Source organism: Actinoplanes sp. NBRC 103695 (genome assembly GCF_030269485.1).
Lineage (GTDB): Bacteria > Actinomycetota > Actinomycetes > Mycobacteriales > Micromonosporaceae > Actinoplanes.
Genome location: NZ_BSTL01000005.1, coordinates 14881 through 35560, shown reverse-complemented (window position 1 = coordinate 35560; position 20680 = coordinate 14881). Strand labels below are relative to the sequence as shown.

22 protein-coding genes and 2 tRNA genes are annotated in these 20680 nt (G+C 71.0%); 7 read left to right on the top strand and 17 right to left on the bottom strand.

Features of this window, described 5'->3' with window-relative positions:
• Positions 1-8: 8 nt before the first annotated feature.
• Genes QSK31_RS09050 through QSK31_RS09040 form a run of 3 tightly spaced genes read right to left on the bottom strand, consistent with a single transcriptional unit; the run spans position 9 to position 2823 of the window.
• Positions 9-1106, bottom strand: coding sequence for a cystathionine gamma-lyase (locus QSK31_RS09050; protein ID WP_285682753.1), 1098 nt, complete (start codon positions 1104-1106; stop codon positions 9-11).
• Entirely contained in the window at positions 1103-2098 is a 996-nt protein-coding gene (locus tag QSK31_RS09045; protein WP_285682752.1) for an NAD(P)H-dependent glycerol-3-phosphate dehydrogenase, read from the bottom strand. Before QSK31_RS09045 ends, QSK31_RS09050 begins: the two co-directional genes overlap by 4 nt.
• A complete protein-coding gene (locus QSK31_RS09040) occupies positions 2095-2823 on the bottom strand; it encodes a lysophospholipid acyltransferase family protein (RefSeq protein ID WP_285682751.1) in 729 nt (242 codons plus the stop codon). Before QSK31_RS09040 ends, QSK31_RS09045 begins: the two co-directional genes overlap by 4 nt.
• A gap of 212 nt (positions 2824-3035) precedes the next feature.
• Between QSK31_RS09040 and cofC the strand changes: the two genes are divergently transcribed.
• From cofC to QSK31_RS09020, 4 genes are read left to right on the top strand one after another with little or no spacing between them, the layout of a single operon-like run.
• Positions 3036-3680, top strand: a complete 645-nt coding sequence (cofC, locus tag QSK31_RS09035; protein WP_285682750.1) for a 2-phospho-L-lactate guanylyltransferase — start codon at positions 3036-3038, stop codon at positions 3678-3680.
• Between the two features lie 19 nt (positions 3681-3699).
• Complete coding sequence (locus QSK31_RS09030; RefSeq protein ID WP_285682748.1) at positions 3700-3903, top strand: cold-shock protein; 204 nt, start codon at positions 3700-3702, stop codon at positions 3901-3903.
• A gap of 50 nt (positions 3904-3953) precedes the next feature.
• Positions 3954-6164, top strand: a complete 2211-nt coding sequence (locus tag QSK31_RS09025) for an RNA degradosome polyphosphate kinase (RefSeq protein ID WP_285682746.1) — start codon at positions 3954-3956, stop codon at positions 6162-6164.
• Between the two features lie 2 nt (positions 6165-6166).
• On the top strand, positions 6167-7039 hold the full coding sequence (locus tag QSK31_RS09020; protein ID WP_285682744.1) for an NUDIX hydrolase: 873 nt from the start codon (positions 6167-6169) through the stop codon (positions 7037-7039).
• Here the strand turns inward: QSK31_RS09020 and QSK31_RS09015 are convergent.
• From QSK31_RS09015 to leuC, 4 genes are all read right to left on the bottom strand, one after another.
• Positions 7023-7460 (bottom strand): hypothetical protein, encoded by a 438-nt coding sequence (locus QSK31_RS09015; protein ID WP_285682742.1) that lies wholly within the window; start codon positions 7458-7460, stop codon positions 7023-7025. The two genes, QSK31_RS09020 and QSK31_RS09015, sit on opposite strands and share 17 nt — an antisense overlap.
• A gap of 103 nt (positions 7461-7563) precedes the next feature.
• On the bottom strand, positions 7564-8427 hold the full coding sequence (locus QSK31_RS09010; RefSeq protein WP_285682740.1) for an HU family DNA-binding protein: 864 nt from the start codon (positions 8425-8427) through the stop codon (positions 7564-7566).
• Positions 8428-8603: 176 nt separating this feature from the next.
• Complete coding sequence (gene leuD / locus QSK31_RS09005; RefSeq protein WP_285682738.1) at positions 8604-9191, bottom strand: 3-isopropylmalate dehydratase small subunit; 588 nt, start codon at positions 9189-9191, stop codon at positions 8604-8606.
• Positions 9192-9196: 5 nt separating this feature from the next.
• A complete protein-coding gene (gene leuC / locus QSK31_RS09000; RefSeq protein WP_285682736.1) occupies positions 9197-10654 on the bottom strand; it encodes a 3-isopropylmalate dehydratase large subunit in 1458 nt (485 codons plus the stop codon).
• A gap of 49 nt (positions 10655-10703) precedes the next feature.
• On the opposite strand from leuC, the gene QSK31_RS08995 reads away from it, so the two are divergent.
• A complete protein-coding gene (locus QSK31_RS08995) occupies positions 10704-11390 on the top strand; it encodes an IclR family transcriptional regulator (RefSeq protein WP_285682734.1) in 687 nt (228 codons plus the stop codon).
• 806 nt (positions 11391-12196) lie between these two features.
• Here the strand turns inward: QSK31_RS08995 and QSK31_RS08990 are convergent.
• The 4 genes from QSK31_RS08990 to QSK31_RS08975 all read right to left on the bottom strand — a co-directional run bounded on the left by QSK31_RS08990 (position 12197) and on the right by QSK31_RS08975 (position 14224).
• Positions 12197-12868 (bottom strand): N-acyl homoserine lactonase family protein, encoded by a 672-nt coding sequence (locus QSK31_RS08990; protein WP_285682732.1) that lies wholly within the window; start codon positions 12866-12868, stop codon positions 12197-12199.
• A 224-nt stretch (positions 12869-13092) separates the two neighbouring features.
• Positions 13093-13165: transfer RNA gene (locus tag QSK31_RS08985), tRNA-Glu, on the bottom strand.
• Between the two features lie 80 nt (positions 13166-13245).
• Positions 13246-13317 (bottom strand) — tRNA-Gln (locus QSK31_RS08980).
• A 64-nt stretch (positions 13318-13381) separates the two neighbouring features.
• Entirely contained in the window at positions 13382-14224 is an 843-nt protein-coding gene (locus tag QSK31_RS08975) for an NAD(P)H-binding protein (protein ID WP_285682731.1), read from the bottom strand.
• A gap of 9 nt (positions 14225-14233) precedes the next feature.
• On the opposite strand from QSK31_RS08975, the gene QSK31_RS08970 reads away from it, so the two are divergent.
• Positions 14234-14983 carry a TetR/AcrR family transcriptional regulator gene (locus tag QSK31_RS08970; RefSeq protein ID WP_285682729.1) on the top strand — a complete coding sequence of 250 codons (750 nt, stop codon included), beginning with the start codon at positions 14234-14236 and terminating at the stop codon, positions 14981-14983.
• Here QSK31_RS08970 and QSK31_RS08965 read toward each other — a convergent pair.
• A complete protein-coding gene (locus QSK31_RS08965; RefSeq protein ID WP_285682728.1) occupies positions 14970-15761 on the bottom strand; it encodes a fumarylacetoacetate hydrolase family protein in 792 nt (263 codons plus the stop codon). The two genes, QSK31_RS08970 and QSK31_RS08965, sit on opposite strands and share 14 nt — an antisense overlap.
• Positions 15762-15831: 70 nt before the next feature.
• On the opposite strand from QSK31_RS08965, the gene QSK31_RS08960 reads away from it, so the two are divergent.
• The gene (locus QSK31_RS08960) at positions 15832-16749 is read left to right on the top strand and encodes a 3-methyladenine DNA glycosylase (RefSeq protein WP_285682725.1); all 918 of its coding nucleotides are present in this window, start codon (positions 15832-15834) and stop codon (positions 16747-16749) included.
• Between the two features lie 100 nt (positions 16750-16849).
• Here QSK31_RS08960 and QSK31_RS08955 read toward each other — a convergent pair whose 3' ends face one another.
• The 5 genes from QSK31_RS08955 to QSK31_RS08935 all read right to left on the bottom strand — a co-directional run bounded on the left by QSK31_RS08955 (position 16850) and on the right by QSK31_RS08935 (position 20659).
• Positions 16850-17299 carry a DUF6228 family protein gene (locus QSK31_RS08955; protein ID WP_285682723.1) on the bottom strand — a complete coding sequence of 150 codons (450 nt, stop codon included), beginning with the start codon at positions 17297-17299 and terminating at the stop codon, positions 16850-16852.
• Positions 17300-17309: 10 nt separating this feature from the next.
• A complete protein-coding gene (gene arfB / locus QSK31_RS08950) occupies positions 17310-17747 on the bottom strand; it encodes an alternative ribosome rescue aminoacyl-tRNA hydrolase ArfB (RefSeq protein ID WP_285683302.1) in 438 nt (145 codons plus the stop codon).
• Between the two features lie 107 nt (positions 17748-17854).
• Positions 17855-19102: a sensor histidine kinase gene (locus tag QSK31_RS08945; protein WP_285683300.1), complete on the bottom strand. Its 1248-nt coding sequence runs from the start codon at positions 19100-19102 to the stop codon at positions 17855-17857.
• Positions 19102-19782, bottom strand: a complete 681-nt coding sequence (locus tag QSK31_RS08940; protein ID WP_285682721.1) for a response regulator transcription factor — start codon at positions 19780-19782, stop codon at positions 19102-19104. The genes QSK31_RS08945 and QSK31_RS08940 overlap by 1 nt, the downstream gene beginning before the upstream one ends.
• A gap of 7 nt (positions 19783-19789) precedes the next feature.
• Complete coding sequence (locus tag QSK31_RS08935) at positions 19790-20659, bottom strand: S1C family serine protease (RefSeq protein WP_285682719.1); 870 nt, start codon at positions 20657-20659, stop codon at positions 19790-19792.
• Positions 20660-20680 lie beyond the last annotated feature (21 nt).

Sequence of the window (20680 nt, the reverse complement as noted above, 5' to 3'; positions counted from 1 at the left end):
CCTTGCGACTAGGACCGGTCGAGAGCGACGGTCAGGTCGGCGATCAGGTCCTCGGTGTCTTCGATCCCGCAGGAGAGCCGGACGAAGCCCTCCGCGGTGTCATCGCCCCACTGCGCGCGCCGGTCGGCGCTGGTGTGCAGCCCGCCGAACGACGTGGCCGCGAAGACCAGTGCCGACGCCTTCAGGAACCGGGCCACGCGGTCGGCGCCGCCCAGGTCGAAGGAGAGCACGCCGGGGATGCGGCGCATCTGCCGGGCGCAGATCTCGTACGACGGGTCGTCCGGCAACCCCGGCCAGCGCACGCCGGTCACGTCGGACCGGTCCCGCAGCATCGCCGCGATCGCCGCGGCGTTCGCCGTCTGCCGGCCCAGCCGCAGGTCGAGCGTGGCCAGCGACCGGTGGGCGAGCCAGCAGTCGAAGGCGCCCGGGATGCCGCCGGTCTGCGTACGCCAGGTGGTGATCTTGTCAAGAAGTTGATCGTCGTTGGTCGCCACGTAACCGAGGAGCACGTCGGAGTGCCCGGTCAGCGCCTTGGTCCCGGAGGCCACCACCAGGTCGGCGCCGAGCTCGAGCGGCCGCTGCCCGAGCGGTGTCGCGGTGGTGTTGTCGACCGCCAGAAGAGCGCCTGCGGCGTGCGCCGCGTCTGCCGTCTCACGCACGTCGCACACGTCCAGGCCGGGGTTGGCCGGTGTCTCGATCAGCACCAGGCGTACGCCGTCCAGCGCGGGACGCGGGCCGGCGGTCGGCGCCAGGATCGTGCTGACGCCGAGGTCCCGCAGCGTCCCCTCGGCGAACGCCCGGACCGGGAAGTACCCGTCGGAGGGCAGCACGACCGTGTCGCCGGAGCGCAGCACGCTCAGCAGCAGCGCGGTGATCGCCGCCTGCCCCGACGCGAACGCCCGGACCTGCCCGCCCTCCAGCGACCCGACGGCCGCCTCCAGACCGCGCCGGGTCGGGTTGTCCGGGCGGCCGTAGCCGTTGAGTCCCGGGCCGGCGTCGGGGTCGAGGTGGTAGGGCGCCGCGAACACCGGACCGGGCAGGAACGGCTGGCCCGGCACCGGCTCGGGCAGCCCCGCGTGCACCACGTGGGTGCCGTCGCCGCTCATTCGGGTTTCATCTCCCGGCCCATCAGCAGCTTCACGGCCACCCGCGGGTCGACGCCCTCGTGGCAGACCCGCTCGACCTGCTCGGTGATCGGCATCTCCACGCCGTGCGCGACGGCCAGGTCGCGGATGGCCAGGCAGCTCTTCACGCCCTCGGCGGTCTGCCGGGTCGCCTTCTGTGCCTGCTCGAGCGTCTCACCGCGGCCCAGGTGCTCGCCGAAGGTGTGGTTCCGGGACAGCGGCGAGGAACAGGTGGCGACCAGGTCGCCGAGCCCGGCCAGGCCGGCGAAGGTCATCGGGTCGGCGCCCAGGGCCACGCCCAGCCGCGCCGTCTCGGCCAGGCCGCGGGTGATCAGCGACGCCTTGGTGTTGTCGCCCATGCCCATCGCGGACGCCATCCCGTACGCCAGCGCGATCACGTTCTTGACCGCGCCGCCGATCTCGCACCCGATCACGTCGTCGCTGGTGTACGGGCGAAGGTAGGGCAACGCGATGGCGTGCTGGACGGCCTGCGCGCGGGCCGGGTCGGCGCTCGCGACGACCGTGGCGGCGGGCTGCTCGGCCGCGATCTCCGGCGCCAGGTTGGGCCCGGAGACGACCACCACCCGCCGCGGGTCGACCTTGGCGGTCTCCACGATGACCTGGCTCATCCGCTTGGTGGTGCCGAGCTCGATGCCCTTCATCAGAGAGATGAGCGTGGCGTCGGCGGGCAGGTGCGGCGCCCAGTCGGCGAGGTTGCCGCGCAGCGTCTGCGACGGCACGGCCAGGAAGACGAGGTCGGCGCCGGCGACGGCGGCGGCCAGGTCGCTGGTCGCGGTGACCCGGTCCGGCAGGCGCACGCCGGGCAGCGAGCCCTCGTTGACGTGCTGCTCGCGGATCGCGGCGGCCACCTGCTCGCGGCGTGCCCACATGGTGACGTCGGCGCCCGCCTCGGCCAGGATCTTGGCGAACGCGGTGCCCCACGCCCCGGAGCCGATCATCGCGGCGCGGGTCATCCGGTCACCTCCGGCGGCGTCTTGGCGCGGCCGGTCGGCTGGTAGAGGGGTGGCGGCGTGCCCTCGCGGATCTCGCCGAGCTGGTCCCGGATGGTCAGCATGATGTGCTCGGTGATCTCCTCGAGCACCTGCCGGGTGGGCTCCTGGCCCTGCCACCTGCCGAGGTCGATCGGCGGTCCGGCGATCGCGGCGACCGGCCGGCGCGGCTTCAGCCCGATCTTCTTGGTCCGCGAGTCGTAGATCTGGTACGCACCCCAGTTCGCCAGGGGGATGATCGGGGCGCCGGTCTTGAGGGCGAGCCGGGCGGCGCCGGTCTTGCCGCGCATCGGCCACAGATCGGGCTCCTTGGACGTGGTGCCCTCCGGGTAGATCACCACGGTCCCGCCGTCGTTCAGGGCGTCGACCAGCGCGTCGAGGCTCTTCACCGCCTCCACACTGCCGCGTTCCACCGGGATCTGCTTGACCTTCTTCAGGAAGGGGCCGAACAGCGGCACCTTCCACAGGCTGGCCTTGGCCAGGAAGCGCGGCCAGCGCCCGTTGTCGTAGAGGAAGTACGAAATGACCAGCGGGTCGAAGTGCGAGGCGTGGTTGGCGACCAGGATCACACCGCCGCCGGCCGGCAGATTGTCGGCGCCGCGCCAGGTCTTGCTGGTCCAGACCTTGAGGACCGGCAGCACGATCGCGACCGCCAGCCGCCGCCAGAACCCCAGCCGGGGTATCGCCACAACTCCTCCTGCACCTGTCGCCGGGGCGGAGAGCGCCGCACCGGTCGTCTGCGACGAAATCATGCCTGCTGGCACCGCGCCAAGCCAGGTCGGCCCGCCCGCCGATGCGTACCTGATGCGTATATGTGCTCAGAGCGGTAACGGAACCGTCCCGTCGCGGCCGGGTGATGCGTATATGTGCTCAGAGCAAAGCGGCGCGGCAGGATGGTGTGGTGAACGACTTGTGGACCGCGGTCATCCCGGTCAAGAGGCTGGGTCTGGCCAAGAGCCGGCTCCGCGGCGCGGTGCCCGCCGCTCGGCATCAGGACCTGGCGCTGGCGATGCTGGCCGACACCGCGGCGGCGGTGCTGGCCTGCGCCGAGATCGGCGAACTGGTGGTGGTCACGGACGATCCCGAGGCGGTGCGGATCACCCGTGAGCTGGGCGCCCGCCCGGTCGCGGACGAGCCGGACGCGGGGCTGAACGCGGCCTTCCGATTCGGCGCGGATGTGATCGCCGGCACCGGGCGCAACCGGGTCGCGCTGGCCGGTGACCTGCCGGCGGTGCGGCCGGCCGAGCTCGGCGAGGCGCTGCGGTCGGTGCGCGGCCGGGCGTTCGTCGCCGACGCGGCGGGCACCGGGACCGTGCTCCTCGGCGTACGCCAGGGAAGTGATCTTGATCCGAGGTTCGGGATCGGGTCGGCGGCGGCGCACGCGGGCTCGGGGGCGACGGCGCTGACCGGGGACTGGCCGGGGCTGCGGCAGGACGTGGACACCGCGGCGGACCTGCGGGAGGTCATGGCGCTCGGCGCGGGACCGCGGACCTGCGGGCTGCTACGTGATCTCGGACTCATCTCATCGTGTCTCCCGGCGGCCTGAAGAGCGGTAACTTCAGGGCATGCAGGGCACCATCGCCACCTTCGATCCCGACGGCCATACCGGGACATTGCTACTGGATGACGGCACTGAGCTGCCCTTCGGCCGGATTGCCTTCGCCGCGTCCGGTTTGCGCCTCCTGCGCCTGGGGCAGCGTGTCGTGATCGAGTCCGACGGCGCCGGATCGGTGACCAGCGTCTCGATACCCGGGATCGACGCCAGTTGATCATGGAGTTGTTCATTCCCCGTTAACCCTGATCGGGCGATGATGGAGCGATGCAAAACCCGCCCCGGACACCGAGCCCCGCGGTCCCCCCGCGGCGGGGACCGAACGGTCGCTTCCTGCCCCGCACCACCGTCGAGGAGGCGCCGACCATGACCGACACGACGGCCGAGATCGAGATCGACACCGACGACTACGAGCTGCCCGACGACCGCTTCCTCAACCGGGAGCTGTCCTGGCTCGACTTCAACGCCCGGGTGCTCGCGCTCGCCGAGGACCCGGAGACCCCGCTGCTCGAGCGGGCCAAGTTCCTCGCCATCTTCGCCAGCAACCTGGACGAGTTCTACATGGTCCGGGTGGCCGGGCTGAAACGGCGCCTCAAGGCCGGCCTGCCGATGCGCGGCGGCGACCGGGTCTCGCTGCGGCACCAGCTCGAGATGATCACCGAGTCGGCCGCCGACCTGGTCACCCGGCACGCCGCCTGCTTCGCCGAGGAGGTCCGGCCCAAGCTCTCCGCCGACGGCATCGAGCTGGTCACCTGGGGCGAGCTCAACGCGCCGGAGCGGGAACGGCTGCGGACCTACTTCCGGGAGCAGGTCTTCCCGGTGCTCACGCCGCTGGCCGTCGACCCGGCGCACCCCTTCCCGTACATCTCCAGCCGCTCACTCAACCTGGCCGTGGTCCTGCGCGACCCGGCCGACGGCAGCGTCGAGCTCTTCGCCCGCGTCAAGGTGCCGAACAACGTGCCGCGGTTCGTGACCGTGCAGAACGACAGCCGCGGCGTGCGCTTCCTGCCCGTCGAGGAGCTCATCGCGGTCCACCTCGGCCAGCTCTTCTCCGGCATGCAGGTGCTCGAGTGGCACCTGTTCCGGGTCACCCGCAACGCCGAGGTGGAGGTCGACGAGGACCGCGACGAGGACCTGCTGCAGGCGCTGGAACGCGAGCTGGCGCAGCGCCGGTTCGGCCCGCCGGTCCGTCTCGAGGTCGCCGCCTCGATCAGCGATCACGTTCTCGACCTGCTGCAACGCGAGCTCGACATGGACGGCAACGACGTGCTCCGGGTGCCCGGCCTGCTCGACCTGTCCGGGCTGTGGCAGGTCTTCGGCGAGTGCGACCGCGACGACCTCAAGGACCGCCCGTTCGTCCCGGCGACCCACCCGCAGCTGGCCGACGGCGAGGTGCCGCGCAGCGTCTTCAACCGGCTGCGCGAGTGCGACATCCTGGTGCACCACCCCTACCACTCGTTCTCGACCAGCGTGCAGCGCTTCATCGAGCAGGCCGCCGCCGACCCGAACGTGCTGGCCATCAAGCAGACGCTCTACCGCACCTCCGGCGACTCCCCGATCGTTGACGCACTGGTCGACGCGGCCGCCGCCGGCAAGCAGGTGGTCGTACTGGTGGAGGTCAAGGCGCGCTTCGACGAGGTGGCCAACATCGGCTGGGCGCGCACCCTGGAACGCGCCGGCTGCCACGTGGTCTACGGCCTGGTGGGTCTCAAGACGCACTGCAAGACCGCCCTGGTCGTGCGGCAGGAGGGCAACCAGATCAAGCGCTACTGCCACATCGGGACGGGCAACTACCACCCCAAGACCGCCCGGCTGTACGAGGACTTCGGCATGCTGACGGCCGACCCCGAGGTGGGCGCCGACGTCACCGACCTGTTCAACGTGCTGACCGGTTACAGCCGGCAGACCGCCTTCCGCCGCCTGCTCGTGGCGCCGCACGGCGTACGCCGGGGACTGATCGAACGGATCGAGGAGCAGGCCCGGATCGCCCGCGAGGGCGGCGAGGCCCTGGTGCAGTTCAAGGTGAACTCGCTGGTCGACGAGGAGAGCATCGACGCGCTCTACCGCGCCTCACAGGACGGTGTGAAGGTCGACCTGATCATCCGCGGCATGTGCGCGCTGCGGCCCGGAGTGCCCGGCCTCTCCGACAACATCCGGGTGCGCTCGATCGTCGGCCGCTTCCTGGAACACTCCCGGGTGTTCCGGTTCGGCGTCGGCGACGAGGCGGAGTACTGGATCGGCTCGGCCGATCTGATGCACCGCAACCTGGACCGCCGGGTCGAGGCGCTGGTCCGGGTGACGCTGCCGTCCGCCCAGGACGACCTGCGCAACGTCCTCGAGCTGTCGATGGCCGACGAGGGCGAGGGCTGGGACCTGTCCGGCGACGGCACCTGGCACCGCCGCCCGACCACGCCGACCGAGCCGCACATGCACCTCCAGGAGGCGTTACTGCGCCGGGTGATCGGGAAAAGCTCCTGACCGTGACCGATGATGTCCGGGCGGCCGGCGCCGTCCTCCGGCGTGGCGCCGAGATCTGCGTGGTGCACCGTCCGGCCTATGACGACTGGACCCTGCCCAAAGGCAAACTCGAGACCGGGGAGCCGTCCCTCACGGCCGCGGTGCGCGAGGTGGTCGAGGAGACGGGGGTACGCGGTGAGCCGCAGCTCCGCCTGCCCGACGTGACGTACACGCTGCCCGACGGCCGCGCCAAACACGTGGAATTCTGGCTGATGCGGGCATCCGGCGACCCGGTCCGCCCGGTCGCCGACCCGGACGAGGTGGACGCCGTCGAGTGGCTGTCGCCGGCCGCGGCGGCCGAGCGGCTCAGCTACCCCGCCGACCGTGACCTGCTCGGCCCGGCGGCCGTCGCCGACCAGCTGACCGGGGTCACACTGCTCGTCCGGCACGCGCACGCCGGGGAACGCAAGAAATGGCAGGGCAACGACGCGCTCCGGCCGATCGACCCGCAGGGCCGGGACGAGGCCGAGCTGATCGCCGGGACGCTGACGCACTTCGGACCGCGGCGGCTGGTCGCGGCCACGCCGTTGCGGTGCAAGCAGACCCTCGAACCCCTGGCTTCCGAACTCGGCCTGCCGATCGTCACCGACCACGCGTTCGCCGAGCCCCCGGACAGGTCCGAGACGCCGGCCCGGGTGCAGGTGGCGCTGACCCGGCTGGCCGAGCTGCGTACCGGCCCGACGGCAGCGGTCTGCAGCCAGGGCAAGCTGATGCCGCACCTGCTGGCGGCGCTGGCCGGCACCGACGACCCGGAGCAGTACCGGACGCCGAAGGGCGGCGGCTGGGCGATCGCCTGGGCCGGCGACCGCGCGGTGGCGATCAGCCGGCTGCTCTGACCTTCTGCGTCTTCTTGCGCACCGGCTGCGCCAGGTCGGTGCGCCAGTAACCGACCAGTTCCCCGGTCAGCCACCGCGCCCGCCACATCTCGTCGGCGCGCGGTTCCCAGTCCCGGTACGGCAGCAGCGCCACCCGCCACGCCAGCACCGCGATCAGATACCAGCCGTACAGCGGCAGCAGCCCGAGCCATGCGTCCCGCCGCCGGTAGGACACCTGCCGGGCGAGCACCGCGACGGCCGCCGCGGAACAGGCGCAGGTGGTCAGCCAGTCCAGCAAAGCGTTGCCGGTCCAGCGTTCGGTCAGGTCGCCGAGTGTCCACCCGGGGACGACCGCGGCGGCGAAGACCGCCACGGCGACGAACGAGCGGCCGGTGAGCCCGCGCGGCGGGCTGAGTGGCGGGCGGCTGGGCCTTCGGTCCATGCCCGGACGGTAGGCTCAGCGGCCCGTTCAGCGCTTGAACACACGAAAGGCGTCCACCGTACGGGTGGACGCCTTTCGTTTCTCAGCGGAGCGCTCAGACCCCTTACTTGGCGGTCTTGCGAGCGGTGGTGGTGGCCCGGGCCGTGGTCGCCTTGGCGGCCGGAGTGGTCCGGGCGGTGGCGGCCGTGGTCTTCTTGGCCGCCGTCTTCTTGGCGGCAGTCGACTTGGTGGCCGTCGACTTGGTGGCCGTCGACTTGGTGGCCGTCGCCTTCTTGGCCGGCGCCGACTTTGCCGCCGTGGCCTTCGTTGCCGTCGTCTTCTTGGCGGCGGTCGTCTTGGCCGGGGCGGACTTGGTCGCCGTGGCCTTGGTCGCCGTCGTCTTCTTGGCGGCGGTCGTCTTCGCCGGCGCCGACTTGGTCGCCGTCGTCTTCTTGGCCGCGGTGGCCGTGGTCTTCTTCGCCGCCGCCGTCTTGGTGGCGGCCGCCTTCGTCGGAGCGGCCTTCGTGGCGGCCGTCTTCCGCGCCGCCGTGGCCGTCGTCTTCTTCGCCGCGGCCGCCTTGGTCGCGGTGGCCTTCGTGGCCGTCGACTTCGCCGGCGCCGCCTTCGTGGCGGTCGCCTTCGTAGCGGTCGCCTTGGTGGCGGTCGACTTGGCCGCTGCCGTGGTCTTCTTCGCCGCGGCAGCCTTGGCGACCTTGCCGCTGGCGACCATCTCCCGGAATGCCGTGCCGGGCTTGAAGGCCGGCACGGACGTCTTCTTCACCTTCACCGGTTCGCCGGTGCGGGGATTCCTAGCGGTACGCGCATTGCGCGCCCGCTTCTCGAAGACGCCGAAGCCGGTGATGGCCACCCGGTCGCCCTTCGTGACAGCGTTCTCCACCTCACTGATGACCGCATCCAGCGCCGCAGTCGCTGTTTTCCGGTCCCCCAGTCGGGCGGCGAGCGCCTCGATGAGCTCGGCCTTGTTCATGGTTTTCCTCCCGAACGCGAGAACTGGCCCAATGCGAGCCATTCTGGCCGCACCGTATGCCCTCTGACCAGCAGACACAAACATCTGCATAAAAAAAAGCGTTGTGTCACAAGGAAATCGCCCCTGCCGGGGGACTCGGCAGGGGCGAAAAGGGGGCTCTGACTAGGGTTTTCGGCCTAGATGGTGACGGGCTTGAAACCAGGGCGAGTTTTCTCGTACGAGGTAATGGTTTCCTCGTGCCGGAGGGTCAGTCCGATGTCGTCGAGGCCCTCCAGCAGGCGCCAGCGGCTGAAATCGTCGATCGGGAAGGTCCAGACCGCATCGTCCACGCGCACCTCGCGGGCGCCCAGGTCGACCGTGATCTGCTTCTGCGGCTCGCTCTCGGCCATGTCCCACAGGGCTTCCACAGCTTTCAGGTCCAGCTGCACCGGCAACAGACCCTCCTTGAGGGCGTTGCCGCGGAAGATGTCGCCGAAACGGGGCGCGATGACGACCTTGAAACCCCAGTCGCGCAGCGCCCAGACGGCGTGCTGCCGGGACGACCCGGTGCCGAAGTTGGGCCCGGCCACCAGGATCGTGGCGCCGCTGTAGGCCGGGTTGTTCAGCACGAACGAGGGGTCGTCCCGCCAGGCCCGGAACAGCCCGTCCTCGAACCCGGTCCGGGTGACCCGCTTGAGGTAGACCGCCGGGATGATCTGGTCCGTGTCCACATCAGAACGGCGCAGCGGCATCACGGTGCCATCGTGGGTGGTGAATTTGTCCATGTCTCTCAGCTCTCCAGATCGGCCGGGGCGGCCAGCTTGCCGGTGACAGCGGTGGCGGCGGCGACCTGCGGCGAGACCAGATGCGTACGCCCGCCCTTGCCCTGCCGGCCCTCGAAGTTGCGGTTGGACGTGGAGGCGGCGCGCTGCCCCGGGCTCAACGTGTCCGGGTTCATGCCCAGGCACATCGAGCACCCGGCGAACCGCCACTCGGCGCCGGCCTCGGTGAAGACCTTGTCCAGCCCTTCCGCCTCGGCGGCCTCCCGGACCTGGTAGGAACCCGGGACGATCATCATGCGTACGTCCTGGTGCACCCGATGCCCGCGGATCACCTCGGCCGCGGCCCGCAGGTCCTCCAGCCGGCCGTTGGTGCAGGAGCCGACGAACACCACGTCCACCGGAACGTCCTTGAGCGGCGTGCCCGGCTCCAGCGCCATGTACTCCAGCGCGCGGCGGGCGGCGTTGCGCTCCACCTCGTCGACGAACTCCTCCGGGTCCGGCACCGCGCCGTCCAGCGCCGCGCCCTGCCCCGGGTTCGTGCCCCAGGTGACGAACGGGCTGATCGCCGACGCGTCCAGGATCACCTCGGTGTCGTACTCGGCGTCGGAGTCGGTGGCCAGCGACCGCCAGTACGCGACGGCGGCGTCCCACTCGGCGCCCTTCGGGGCGTGCTGCTTGCCCTCCAGGTAGGCGAACGTGGTCTCGTCCGGCGCGATCATCCCGGCCTTGGCGCCCCACTCGATGGACATGTTGCAGATCGTCATCCGGCCCTCCATGGAGAGCTTGCGGATGGCCTCGCCGCGGTACTCCACGATGTGGCCGTTGCCACCGCCGGTGCCGACCTGGGTGATCAGCGCGAGGATCAGGTCCTTGGCGGTCACCCCCGGCCGCAGCTCACCGGTGACCGTGACGGCCATCGTCTTCGGCTTCGACTGCGGCAGCGTCTGGGTGGCGAGCACGTGCTCCACCTCGCTGGTGCCGATGCCGAAGGCCAGCGCGCCGAACGCGCCGTGGGTCGCGGTGTGCGAGTCACCGCACACGATCGTCATGCCCGGCTGGGTGAGACCCAGCTGCGGCCCGATCACGTGCACGATGCCCTGCTCGGTGTTGCCGAGCGAGCGGATCTGCACACCGAACTCGGCGCAGTTCTTGCGCAACGTCTCGATCTGCGTACGCGAGACGGTGTCCGCGATCGTCAGCAGATCGCCGCGGCGCGTGTTGAAGGACGGGTCGTCATAGCCCGTCGGGGTGTTGTGGTCCTCTGTCGCCAGTGTGAGATCGACCCGCCGGACCGAGCGCTTCGCCAGCCGCAGCCCGTCGAAGGCCTGCGGGCTGGTGACCTCGTGCAGCAGGTGCAGGTCGATGAAGAGCAGATCGGGCTCACCATCGGCGGACCGGACAACGTGGTCGTCCCAGACCTTCTCGGCCAAGGTCCTCGGCTTGGGTTCTGGCGTGACTCCCACCATCTGGACATCCTAAATTCTGGGAGGTATGTTTCGGCTTGTGGGACACAGTATGAGCGGTGTAGGCGTTCTCGACAAGGCGGTGGTCATCCTCGCCGCCTGCGTCGACGGTGCCAGTCTGGCCGAGCTGGTCGACCGGACCAAACTCCCGCGGGCAACCGCACATCGCCTGGCCCAGGCGTTGGAGATCCACCGGATGCTGGTCCGCGACACCCAGGGCCGCTGGCGCCCCGGCCCCCGCCTCGGCGAGCTCGCGAACGCCGCACCCGACGTCCTGCTGACCGCCGCGGAGCCGCTGCTGTCCGCATTGCGGGACGCGACCGGGGAGAGTGCACAACTTTACTTGCGTCGGGCGGATGAACGCATCTGCGTCGCCGCGGCCGAACGCGCGAGCGGTCTCCGCGACACCGTGCCGGTCGGCTCGGTGCTCCCGATGACGGCCGGCAGCGCCGCGCAGATCCTCCTCGCGTGGGAGCCGCCCGAGGCCGTGATGCCGCTGCTGCCCCGCTGCAAGTTCACCGGCCGCACCCTCGCCGAGGTCCGCCGCCGCGGCTGGGCGCAGAGCGTCGCCGAACGCGAGGCCGGCGTCGCCAGCGTCTCGGCACCCATCCGCGACCGGACGGGGCGGGTCATCGCGTCCATCTCGATAAGCGGTCCGATAGAACGCCTCGGCCGCCGCCCCGGCGAACGCCACGCCATGGCCGTGGTCCGCGCGGGCCAGCGTTTGTCCGGCCTCTGACCCCCGACCCCCACCCGAGCCACCCCACCGCCCGCCGGGCCACCGCCCGCAGCCCCACCGCCCGCCGGGCCACCGCCCGCAGCCCCACCGCCCGCCGGGCCACCGCCCGCAGCCCCACCGCCCGCCGGGCCACCGCCCGCAGCCCCACCGCCCGCCGGGCCACCGCCCGCCGAGCCGTCGCCCGCAGCCCCACCGCCCGCCGAGCCGTCGCCCTGCGCCAAGGCCGCCAACCCGACGCTTGCGACGCGGCTCCAAGGCCGTCGCTGGAGCCAAAGTGGTAGGACAGAGCGGTATCCGGGCCGCGGACAGCGCTCTGTCCCACCATTCGCCCAACCGCCGCGCCGGGTCGCGGTCAGAGCAGGAGCACCACGCCGGCGAGGCGTCCACTCACCCTTCGTGCCGCCGCTCAAGGTCGACCGCCGAACCGCCAATGGTGGAGCAGCGCGACAGCGACAGATCCGGGAGAGAGTGGTGGATCCGGGCGACAGCGGTAGATCCGCGCGACAGCGGTAGATCCGCGCGACAGCGGTAGACCAGAGCGGCATCTGACTCACGAATGCGCGTTCCGCTACCACCGCCCGCGCGGGTGGTGGACCAGCGCGCTATCCGGGCTACGGATGCCGCTCTCCGCTACCACTGCCGACGCGCCGGATCGCGATTGGCGCCCTCCGCTGCAACTGCTCGCCCATCGGACTGCGAATAGCGGCTCCGCTATCACCGCCCGCCCGCCGGCCGGGCCGCGGATTGCGCGCTCCGCTACCACTGGCCGCGCGTTGGGTTGTGAATAGCGCGGTGGGGCACCACTTTCAGGGCGTCCATTCGGCGTTGTCGTGGGCGAAGACGATGCGCCGAGGATCGAACTCCAGCAGCCGGGCCACCCACGCCGGCGGTGTTCCCTCGCCTGCTCGCAGGGCCATCGCGTCGTACGTGAAGAACGATGCGTTGTCGTGGCTCTGGCCGGCCACGATCACTGATCCGTCGCCCTGGCGCACGACCACCGACTGGTGGCCGGCCGTGTGTCCGGGCGTCGGGATGATGTGTACGCCCGGGAGGATCTCGGCTTCGCCGTCCAGCTCGACGTGGGTGATGCCCGGCGGGTCGACCAGTTCGGGCAGGGTGTGGCTGTCGGCGGCGCGGGCGAGCGACAGTTCCGCGCGCTGGGTGAAGATCGGGCGGCCGGGCAGCATCGGGTTGCCGCCGCAGTGGTCGAAGTGCAGGTGGCAGTTCGTCACGTAGCGGATGTCGTCCAGCCGCGCGCCCGCCCGGGCCAACGCTTCCGGCAACGCGATCCGTTTCGGTTGGTAGTGCCCGTCGACCCACGGATCCGACCCCATCCCGCTGTCCACGAGCAACCGCCCGTCGGGGTGCGAGATCAGATAGCCCAGTGTCGGCTCCACCCGTGGGGCGCCGGTGTCGGTCTCCGAGCCGGGCCGGACGAAGTATCCGAAGTCCACCCGCCGCACATCGATCTGATCCATGACTCCACCCTCGCATCACCGACGGGCCGGGAAGCCAAGCCGAGAGCGAACACGGGCCGCGAAGCCAAACCGAGAGCGAACACGGACCGCGAAGCCAAACCGAGAGCGAACACGGACCGCGAAGCCAAACCGAGAGCGAACACGGACCGCGAAGCCAAGCCGAGAGCGCACTATGAAAAGCAAAACGGCCCGCGACCAAACAGGTCACGGACCGAACCGCTTTGTAGCCCCGAAGGGATTCGAACCCTCGCTACCGCCTTGAGAGGGCGGCGTCCTAGGCCGCTAGACGACGGGGCCAGGACTGCCGTTCACGCTCCGAACGACGGTGTAGAACCTATCAGATCCAGCACCGGCGCCCCTCGCGGGAACGTCTTGCGCTGGGGTACCAGGACTCGAACCTAGACTAACTGGACCAGAACCAGTCGGGCTGCCAATTACCCCATACCCCATTCGGTACGGCTTCCCGTACCGGGACAGAACTCTACCCGAGCCCATGGTGCCCGCCAAATCGGGTTACCGTCTGGCGTTTTCCGCAGGTCGGAAGAGGTCGACGTGGTCGCGGGCCCATTCCGCGAAGGTCGTCGCGGGCCGGCCGAGCACGTCGGCGACCGTCGTCAGGGGCGTCTGGGGATGCTCGGCGAGCAGCGGCCGGTCGCGGAAGTACCAGTCGGCGTTGTCGGCGCCCATCGTCGGTGCGTAGTAGGCGATCGCCTCCGCCAGCGGCAGGTCGAGGTAGCGCAGTTCGCGACCCAGGGCCGCCCCGATCTGGGTGACGAGGGAGCATCTGGTGACCGACGCGGGGCCGGTGAGTTCGTACGACCTGCCGGGGTGCCCGCCGTCGAGGAGCACCCGGGCGGCGACGTCGGCGATGTCCTCCAGCGCGATGACCGCCGTGGCCGATTCGCCGGCGTGATCGCGTACCAGATCACCGGTCTTGATCTGCGGCGCCCACATCTGCGTGTTGGTCATGAACTCGCCCGCCTCCAGATGTGTCCACGGGATGCCACTGGCCTCGACGGCCCGCTCGACCGCCTCCCAGGGCGAGCCGGTGACGCCGGCCAGGTCGACGATGTGCCGCACCCCGGCGCCGGCGGCCATCCGGCACACCTCGTCGCATGTCTCGACCTTGGGCGCCAGGTACATCAGGTCCACGCCGTCGAGTGCCGCGAGCAGCGACGACGGCCGGCCGAGGTAGCCGGTGAACACCCCCACCGACGGTGGCAGCGCGGCTCGGGAAGGGTTCACGGTGAGCGCCCGCACGTTCCGGGCGCCGAGGGCGAGCAACGAGTCGACGACCAGCCGGCCGACGTTGCCGGTGGCGCCGGTGACAAGGATGGACGCGTTTTCGTATACCATACGGAAACTATGCCGGAGTTCAGCGGAAGAAGCGACCCCGATCGGATCCTGCCGCTGCTCTGGCGTCGCACAAAAGGGACAAAACCAAGAACCACCGGCCGGCCGTCCAAGCTGACCGTGGACGCCGTCGTCACCACCGCGATCGCCCGCGCCGACACCGACGGCCTGGAGTCCACGTCGATGGCCCGGCTGGCCACCGACCTCAATGTCGGCACGATGACCCTCTACAGCTACGTGCCGTCGCACGACGAACTGGTCGACCTGATGATCGACGAGGTGCTGCTGAGCCGCGACCTGCCCGGCCCAGGCGATCCGCGCCCGGCGCACTGGCGCGAGCAGGTGATGCTCTACGCCGACCGGACGCTGGCCATGTACGCCGCGCATCCGTGGATGGGTCAGGTCTCCCAGATCCGCCCGCCGATCGGGCCCGGCATGCTGGCCGAGAGCGAGTACGTGCTGTCCTGCCTGACTTTCCTCGACGACCCGAACACCGCCGCCGGGGCGATCCAGATGTTCGTGACCGGCGCGGCCCGGGGCGTCGCCGAGACCGAGCTGCTGCGCCGGGCCAGCGGCGAGACCACCAACGAGTGGTGGCTGCACCGCTCGCAACTGTGGGAGGACTGGTTCGACGTCGAGCGGCACCCGACCATGACCGCCCTGTGGAACGCCGGCCGGTTCACCGGCGGGCCGGACGAGCAGGCGGATGCCGCGTACGCCTATGGGCTGGGGTTGATCCTCGACGGGATCAATCCAGGGTGACCACCGGGTTGTTGATCGAGCCGATCCCCTGGACCGTGCACGACACGGTGTCGCCGGTCACGATGGTGCCGACCCCGGCCGGGGTGCCGGTGAGGATCACGTCGCCGGGGAGCAGCGTCATCACGTGCGAGACGTAGGAGATCAGCGTCGGCACGTCGAAGATCATGTCCTTGGTGCGGCCGAGCTGGCGCACCTCCATCGCGTCCGGGTTGCGGCCCACCTCGCAGCGCACCTCGAGGTCGCTGACGTCGAGGTCGGTGACGATCCACGGGCCGAGCGGGCAGAACGAGTCGAAACCCTTCGCCCGGGTCCACTGTGGGTCGGAGCGCTGCAGGTCACGGGCGGTCACGTCGTTGGCGACGGTGTATCCGAAGATCGCCTTCTCGGCGCCGGCCCGGTCCACCCGGCGGGCGCCGGTCGCGCCGATCACGACGGCCAGCTCGGCCTCGTGCTCGACCTGCTGGGACACGACGGGGAGCCGGATCGCGTCGTTCGGGCCGATCACCGTGGTGGACGGCTTGATGAAGATCAGCGGCTCCTTGGGCACCTCGTTGCCCAGTTCCTTGGCGTGGTCGGCGTAGTTGCGCCCGACCCCGATCACCTTGCTGGAGAAGATCGGCGCGAGCAGCCGCACGTCGGCCAGGGCCCACCGCTGCCCGGTGAACCGCACGTCGTCGAACGGGATGCTCTCGATCTCCGCGACGGTCAGAGCGGCTTCCGAACCCTCGACTACCCCGAACGACACCCCGCCGGCATGCACAAAGCGAGCAAAACGCACCGATTACCCCATCCCTCGAAAGCCTGTACGCCTCCTCAACCTACGCGCCTCCGGTGGCTACGCTGGCTGGGTGCTCACCACGACGCTGCCACCGCAGACGTGGGTGCCCCTTGCCCAGGCGCATGCCGAGCGATCCGACCAGATGACGGCCGGCCACCGGACCCGCAAGTCCCGCGGTGAGAAGCACGCGATCGAGGACTTCCTGTACGACTACTACGGCACCCGCCCGGCGCAGCTCCGCCGCTGGCACCCCGGCGTCGGCACCGGCCTGTCCCCCGGCCCCGGCGCCGACCCTCCGCACGTCGGCTGGAAGTGGTACACCACCTACCCCGACGGCGTGGTGACCTTGGACACCAAGGCGTTCATGCAGGCCCGCGGCGAGAGCGTCCGCTACATCCACGGCCTGCTCACCGCGACCGCGTCCCGTCCCGTCTTCACCGGCTGCTTCGGCCTGCACGAGTGGGCGATGGTCTACCGCCAGCCCGAGCACCGCCACCCGCTCCCGCTGCGCCTCGGCCAGGCCGCCACGAACGAGGTCGTCGAGCGCCACCCGATCCGCTGCACCCACTTCGACGCGTTCCGCTTCTTCACCCCCGAGGCGGTCGGCCTGAACCGCCTGCAGCCGACCCGCGCCACCCAGATCGACCTGGACCAGCCGGGCTGCCTGCACGCCGCGATGGACTGCCACAAGTGGGCGTCCAAGCTGGGCCCCGCGGTCCCCGGCGCGCTGGCCCTGGACTGCTTCGCGCTGGCCGCCGACATCCGCCTCCTCGACATGCAGGCGTCCCCCTACGACCTGACCAGCTACGGCCACCCCGCCGTGAAGATCGAGACCGCCGAGGGCAAGGCCGAGTACATCTCCCGCCAGCGCGAGTTCGCCCGGCGCGCGGCAGGCTTGCGCGCCCGGCTCATCCGCGTCTGCGACGAGTTGCTCGGCCCCACAGCCGCCCAGGCCAATCGTCTAGCGGTGGCACCGCACAACCAGTAAGACCTTCCTGAGGTACGCCGGGCACACAGTCCCCGATGCCGAAGCGACCACCGAGGTGGTCCAGACCGTTGCGCCCGCATCCGGGCTGAGGCGTCGCTGGTCACCCGAGCCCCGGCCGTGGCAGCCAGTCGTCCAGATCAGCGGCGAGCCGGCGCATCTGCTCACCCGCTTCGACCCAGGTCGTCAGGGCCCCTTCCCAGCTGTCCGCCATCGACAGCCAGGGCCGCAGTTCCCACCGCAGCGCCACATGCCCGCCACGGTGAAAGGTCGCGCCCACAGCCAGATAGGCGACCCGCCACTCCTTGACGCCGCTCCACCCCGCATAGCCGGACGCGAGCCCCGCGAAGAAATCCGGCAGCCACTGTTCATCCCACGACGAGATCTCCACCGCGTCGAGTTCGAGCCGCAGCCCCGGCGCGACCGCCTCGACGGCGAACCCGGCGCCGTCCGCATGCACCGAACGCCGATGCAGCAACACATGCGTGTCCGGCTGTTCCGCACACCGAATCCCCACGCCGAACCCCTCGGCGCTGAACCCGTAACCCGGCACGTCGACCGGCTCAGTCGGGGTCGGCGCGGCGGTTGCGTTTGGTCTGGCCGCGGCGTTTCTTGTCGGCGATGCGGCGTTCGGTGGCGCCGCGGGACGGGCGGGTGGCGCGGCGTGTTCGTGGTGGCGGGGCGATCGCGCCGGCGACCAGGCCCGCCAGGCGCGCGGCGGCGGCCTCGCGGTTGCGGAGCTGCGACCGGTGCTCGGACGCGGTCACCGTGATGACGCCCTGGACCAAGCGGGCGCCCAGCCGCTCGAGGGCACGCTCCTTGAGGGAGGCCGGCAGCAGTTCCGAGCCGCCCAGGTCCCAGGACAGCTCGACCCTCGAATCGGTCGTGTTGACGCCCTGGCCGCCGGGGCCGCTGGAACGGGAGAAGCGCCACGACAACTCGGCGGCGGGAATCGTCAACCGCTCGCTCACATGGACGTCGTCAGGCACGCGCCCCAGCATCGCACCCCGCGCCACCTCCCGCCACGCGATTGTGATCAGCTCGCCGGGCGCGGCCACGGTCAGCTCGCCGGGCGCGGCCACGGTCAGCTCGCCGGGCGCGGCCACGGTCAGCCCGCCGGGCGCGGCCACGGGCTGGACAGAGGCGGCGGATCGTTGTCGGTGCGGTCCGCCTCGGGGAGCCAGATCACGAACGTGCTGCCCGAACCGAGCGTCGAGTGGGCGGTCACCTGACCGCCGTGCGACTCCACGATCTGACGCACGATCGCCAGCCCCAGCCCGGTCCGACGCTCACGGGAGGACGAGGAGGACCGTGCGGAAGACCCCGTGCCGCGCCAGAAGCGGTCGAAGACGCGAGGCAGGTCCTCCGCGGCGATGCCCGGCCCCTGGTCGACGACGGCCAGCCAGAGCCACGACTCCACGCGGCCGGTGGCGATCGTGATGACGCTGTGGGCGGGAGCCAGGCGGATCGCGTTGGAGAGCAGGTTGCCCGCGGCGCGGCGCAACGCATCCGGGTCGCCGATCAGGTGCAGCGACTCCGCCAGGTCGTAGCGCACCCGCCACGGCTCGGCGCCGGACTCCTCGCCGGCCTCGCGCGCCACCACCGAGAGATCGACCTCGGTGTCGGACTCGGACTGGGCCTCCCGCCGCGCGGTGGCGAGCAGATCCTCGACCAGGCGCGACATCCGCGTGGTCGCCCGATCGATCACGGCGACAGCACGAACGCGGTCGTCGTCACCGGAAACAGAACCGGAGCCGGAGCCAGAACCGGAAGCGGACCCCGAAGCAGCCTCCGAGTCGGTCTGGATCAGCGACGCGTCCAGGTTGGTGCGGATGATCGCCAGCGGGCTGCGCAACTCGTGCGACGCGTCGTCGATCAGCTGGCGCTGCGCCTGGAACGCGTCGTCCAACCGGTCCAGCATCGAGTCGATCGTGTCGGCCAGGTCGCGGAGTTCGTCGCGCGGGCCGGTCAGCCGGATCCGCCGGGACAGGTCGGTGGCCTGGATGTCGCGCGCGGTCCGGGTGATCGCGCCGACCGGCCGCAGCGCCCGCCCGGACAACACCCATCCGATGGCCAGGCTGGCGAGGAACAGCCCGCCCATCGCGATCAGCGAGTAGTTCCGCAGATTCTGCAGCGTGTTGAAGTTCACCGCGGCCTCGATCTCACTGATCTCCCCCACCGTGATCACGCCGACCGGCCGGTAGTTCTCGTAGACCTTCGCGGTGCGTTCGGTGATCGGCTGCGGTTCGGTGGTCTGCGCCACCGCGAAGTAGGTGATCGCGAGCGCGGTGCCGGCCAGGGCGAACAGCAGCGTCGAGTACAGCACCGTGAGCCGGAACCGGATGGACCGGAACATCACGCCGCCTCCCGCAGGCGGTAGCCGCGCCCGACGACCGTCTCGATCCAGCCCTCGCCGAGCTTGCGCCGCAACGTGCCGACGGTCACGCGCACGGTCTGGGTGAACGGGTCCGCGTTGGCGTCCCACACGTGTTCCAGCAACTCTTCGCTGGACACCACGTGGCCGGGCCTGGTCATCAGGTATTCCAGGACGCCGAACTCCTTGGGTGTCGGCGACAGCGGCTTGTCGTCCAGGGTGGCCACGTGCCGCGACGAGTCCAGGCGCAGCGGTCCGACGCTGAGCACCGCGGACGAGCCGCTGGTGTCGCGCCGCAGCAGCGCCCGGACCCGGGCCAGCAACTCGGCCAGCGCGAACGGCTTGACCAGGTAGTCGTCGGCGCCTTCGTCGAGGCCGCGGACCCGGTCGTCGATCCGGCCGCGGGCGGTGAGCATGAGCACCCGGAGGTCGCCCTCCCCGGGTGTCTCCAGCTCGCCGGAGCGCAGGGCGCGGCACAGCAGGAATCCGTCGCCGTCGGGCAGGTTGATGTCGAGCAGCATCAGGTCGTACGCGTTCACGGTCAGCAGCTCGTACGCCTCGCCCGCGTCCAGCGCGACGTCGACGGCGTACCCGGCCCGGGTGAGCCCGACGCGCAAGCCCTCGGCCAGGTCCTCCTCGTCCTCCACCACCAGCAGCCTCATCTGTCGACTATCCCCGCCCGATCAGCGAAGTGGCCACTTCCCGGGCCTCGTCGATGGGCACGGCGAACCCGATGCCGATGTTCCCGCCGCCCTCGAGCGTCGCGATCGCGGTGTTCACCCCGATCACCTCGCCGCGGGCGTTGACCAGCGGTCCGCCCGAATTGCCGGGGTTGATGGCGGCGTCGGTCTGCACCGCCGTCCGCCGGCCCCCGCCGCCGAGGCGTACCTCGCGGTCGAGCGCGCTGACGATGCCGGCGGTGACCGACCCGTTCAGCCCGAGCGGCGAGCCGACCGCGAGCACCGATTCGCCGACCCGGGTGCTGCCGGACGCGGCCAGGTCGAGCGCGCGCAGGGCGGCGGTGGGTTCGACGCGCAGCACGGCGATGTCGCTGGCCGGGTCAGTGCCGACGACCTCGGCGGTGAGCCGGCGGCCGTCCGAGCCGACGACGGTGACCGTGCCGTTCCGCCCGGCCGCCACGACGACGTGGTTGTTGGTGACGATGTGCCCGTTGCTGTCGAAGACGAAGCCGGATCCCGAGCCGCCTCCGGCGGAGGTGCGGATCTGCACGGAGACCACGCCGGGGAGGGCTCGGGCCGCGGCCGCGACGAGATCCGACGGTACGCCCGGAGCGGGCGGCGCCGCGGCCTCGGCGGCCGGGGAGTCCTCCGGCCCGGTGGAGGACTCCCCGGCGTAATAGCCGGCGACACCGCCGGAGCCCGCGGCGACCGCGATCACCGCGACACCGGCCGCCGCGAGGAGCGGCCAGCGACGCGAGGATGACGCCGGAGAGGGAAGCAAAGCGGCTGGGCGGTCGGAAAGGTCAGGCGACAGGAACGACGGGCCGCGCGGTTCGCCGCCCAATCCGGGATATGACATGGCGATCTCCTAACCAGGAAG

Excerpts from the sequence above, each read along its gene's own strand:
- QSK31_RS09050 (WP_285682753.1), bottom strand. The coding sequence starts at position 1,106 with ATGAGCGGCGACGGCACCCACGTGGTGCACGCGGGGCTGCCCGAGCCG.
- QSK31_RS09045 (WP_285682752.1), bottom strand. The coding sequence starts at position 2,098 with ATGACCCGCGCCGCGATGATCGGCTCCGGGGCGTGGGGCACCGCGTTC.
- QSK31_RS09030 (WP_285682748.1), top strand. The coding sequence starts at position 3,700 with ATGCAGGGCACCATCGCCACCTTCGATCCCGACGGCCATACCGGGACA.
- QSK31_RS09025 (WP_285682746.1), top strand. The coding sequence starts at position 3,954 with ATGCAAAACCCGCCCCGGACACCGAGCCCCGCGGTCCCCCCGCGGCGG.
- QSK31_RS09015 (WP_285682742.1), bottom strand. The coding sequence starts at position 7,460 with ATGGACCGAAGGCCCAGCCGCCCGCCACTCAGCCCGCCGCGCGGGCTC.
- QSK31_RS09010 (WP_285682740.1), bottom strand. The coding sequence starts at position 8,427 with ATGAACAAGGCCGAGCTCATCGAGGCGCTCGCCGCCCGACTGGGGGAC.
- leuD (WP_285682738.1), bottom strand. The coding sequence starts at position 9,191 with ATGGACAAATTCACCACCCACGATGGCACCGTGATGCCGCTGCGCCGT.
- leuC (WP_285682736.1), bottom strand. The coding sequence starts at position 10,654 with ATGGTGGGAGTCACGCCAGAACCCAAGCCGAGGACCTTGGCCGAGAAG.
- QSK31_RS08995 (WP_285682734.1), top strand. The coding sequence starts at position 10,704 with ATGAGCGGTGTAGGCGTTCTCGACAAGGCGGTGGTCATCCTCGCCGCC.
- QSK31_RS08990 (WP_285682732.1), bottom strand. The coding sequence starts at position 12,868 with ATGGATCAGATCGATGTGCGGCGGGTGGACTTCGGATACTTCGTCCGG.
- QSK31_RS08975 (WP_285682731.1), bottom strand. The coding sequence starts at position 14,224 with ATGGTATACGAAAACGCGTCCATCCTTGTCACCGGCGCCACCGGCAAC.
- QSK31_RS08970 (WP_285682729.1), top strand. The coding sequence starts at position 14,234 with ATGCCGGAGTTCAGCGGAAGAAGCGACCCCGATCGGATCCTGCCGCTG.
- arfB (WP_285683302.1), bottom strand. The coding sequence starts at position 17,747 with ATGCTGGGGCGCGTGCCTGACGACGTCCATGTGAGCGAGCGGTTGACG.
- QSK31_RS08945 (WP_285683300.1), bottom strand. The coding sequence starts at position 19,102 with ATGTTCCGGTCCATCCGGTTCCGGCTCACGGTGCTGTACTCGACGCTG.
- QSK31_RS08940 (WP_285682721.1), bottom strand. The coding sequence starts at position 19,782 with ATGAGGCTGCTGGTGGTGGAGGACGAGGAGGACCTGGCCGAGGGCTTG.
- QSK31_RS08935 (WP_285682719.1), bottom strand. The coding sequence starts at position 20,659 with ATGTCATATCCCGGATTGGGCGGCGAACCGCGCGGCCCGTCGTTCCTG.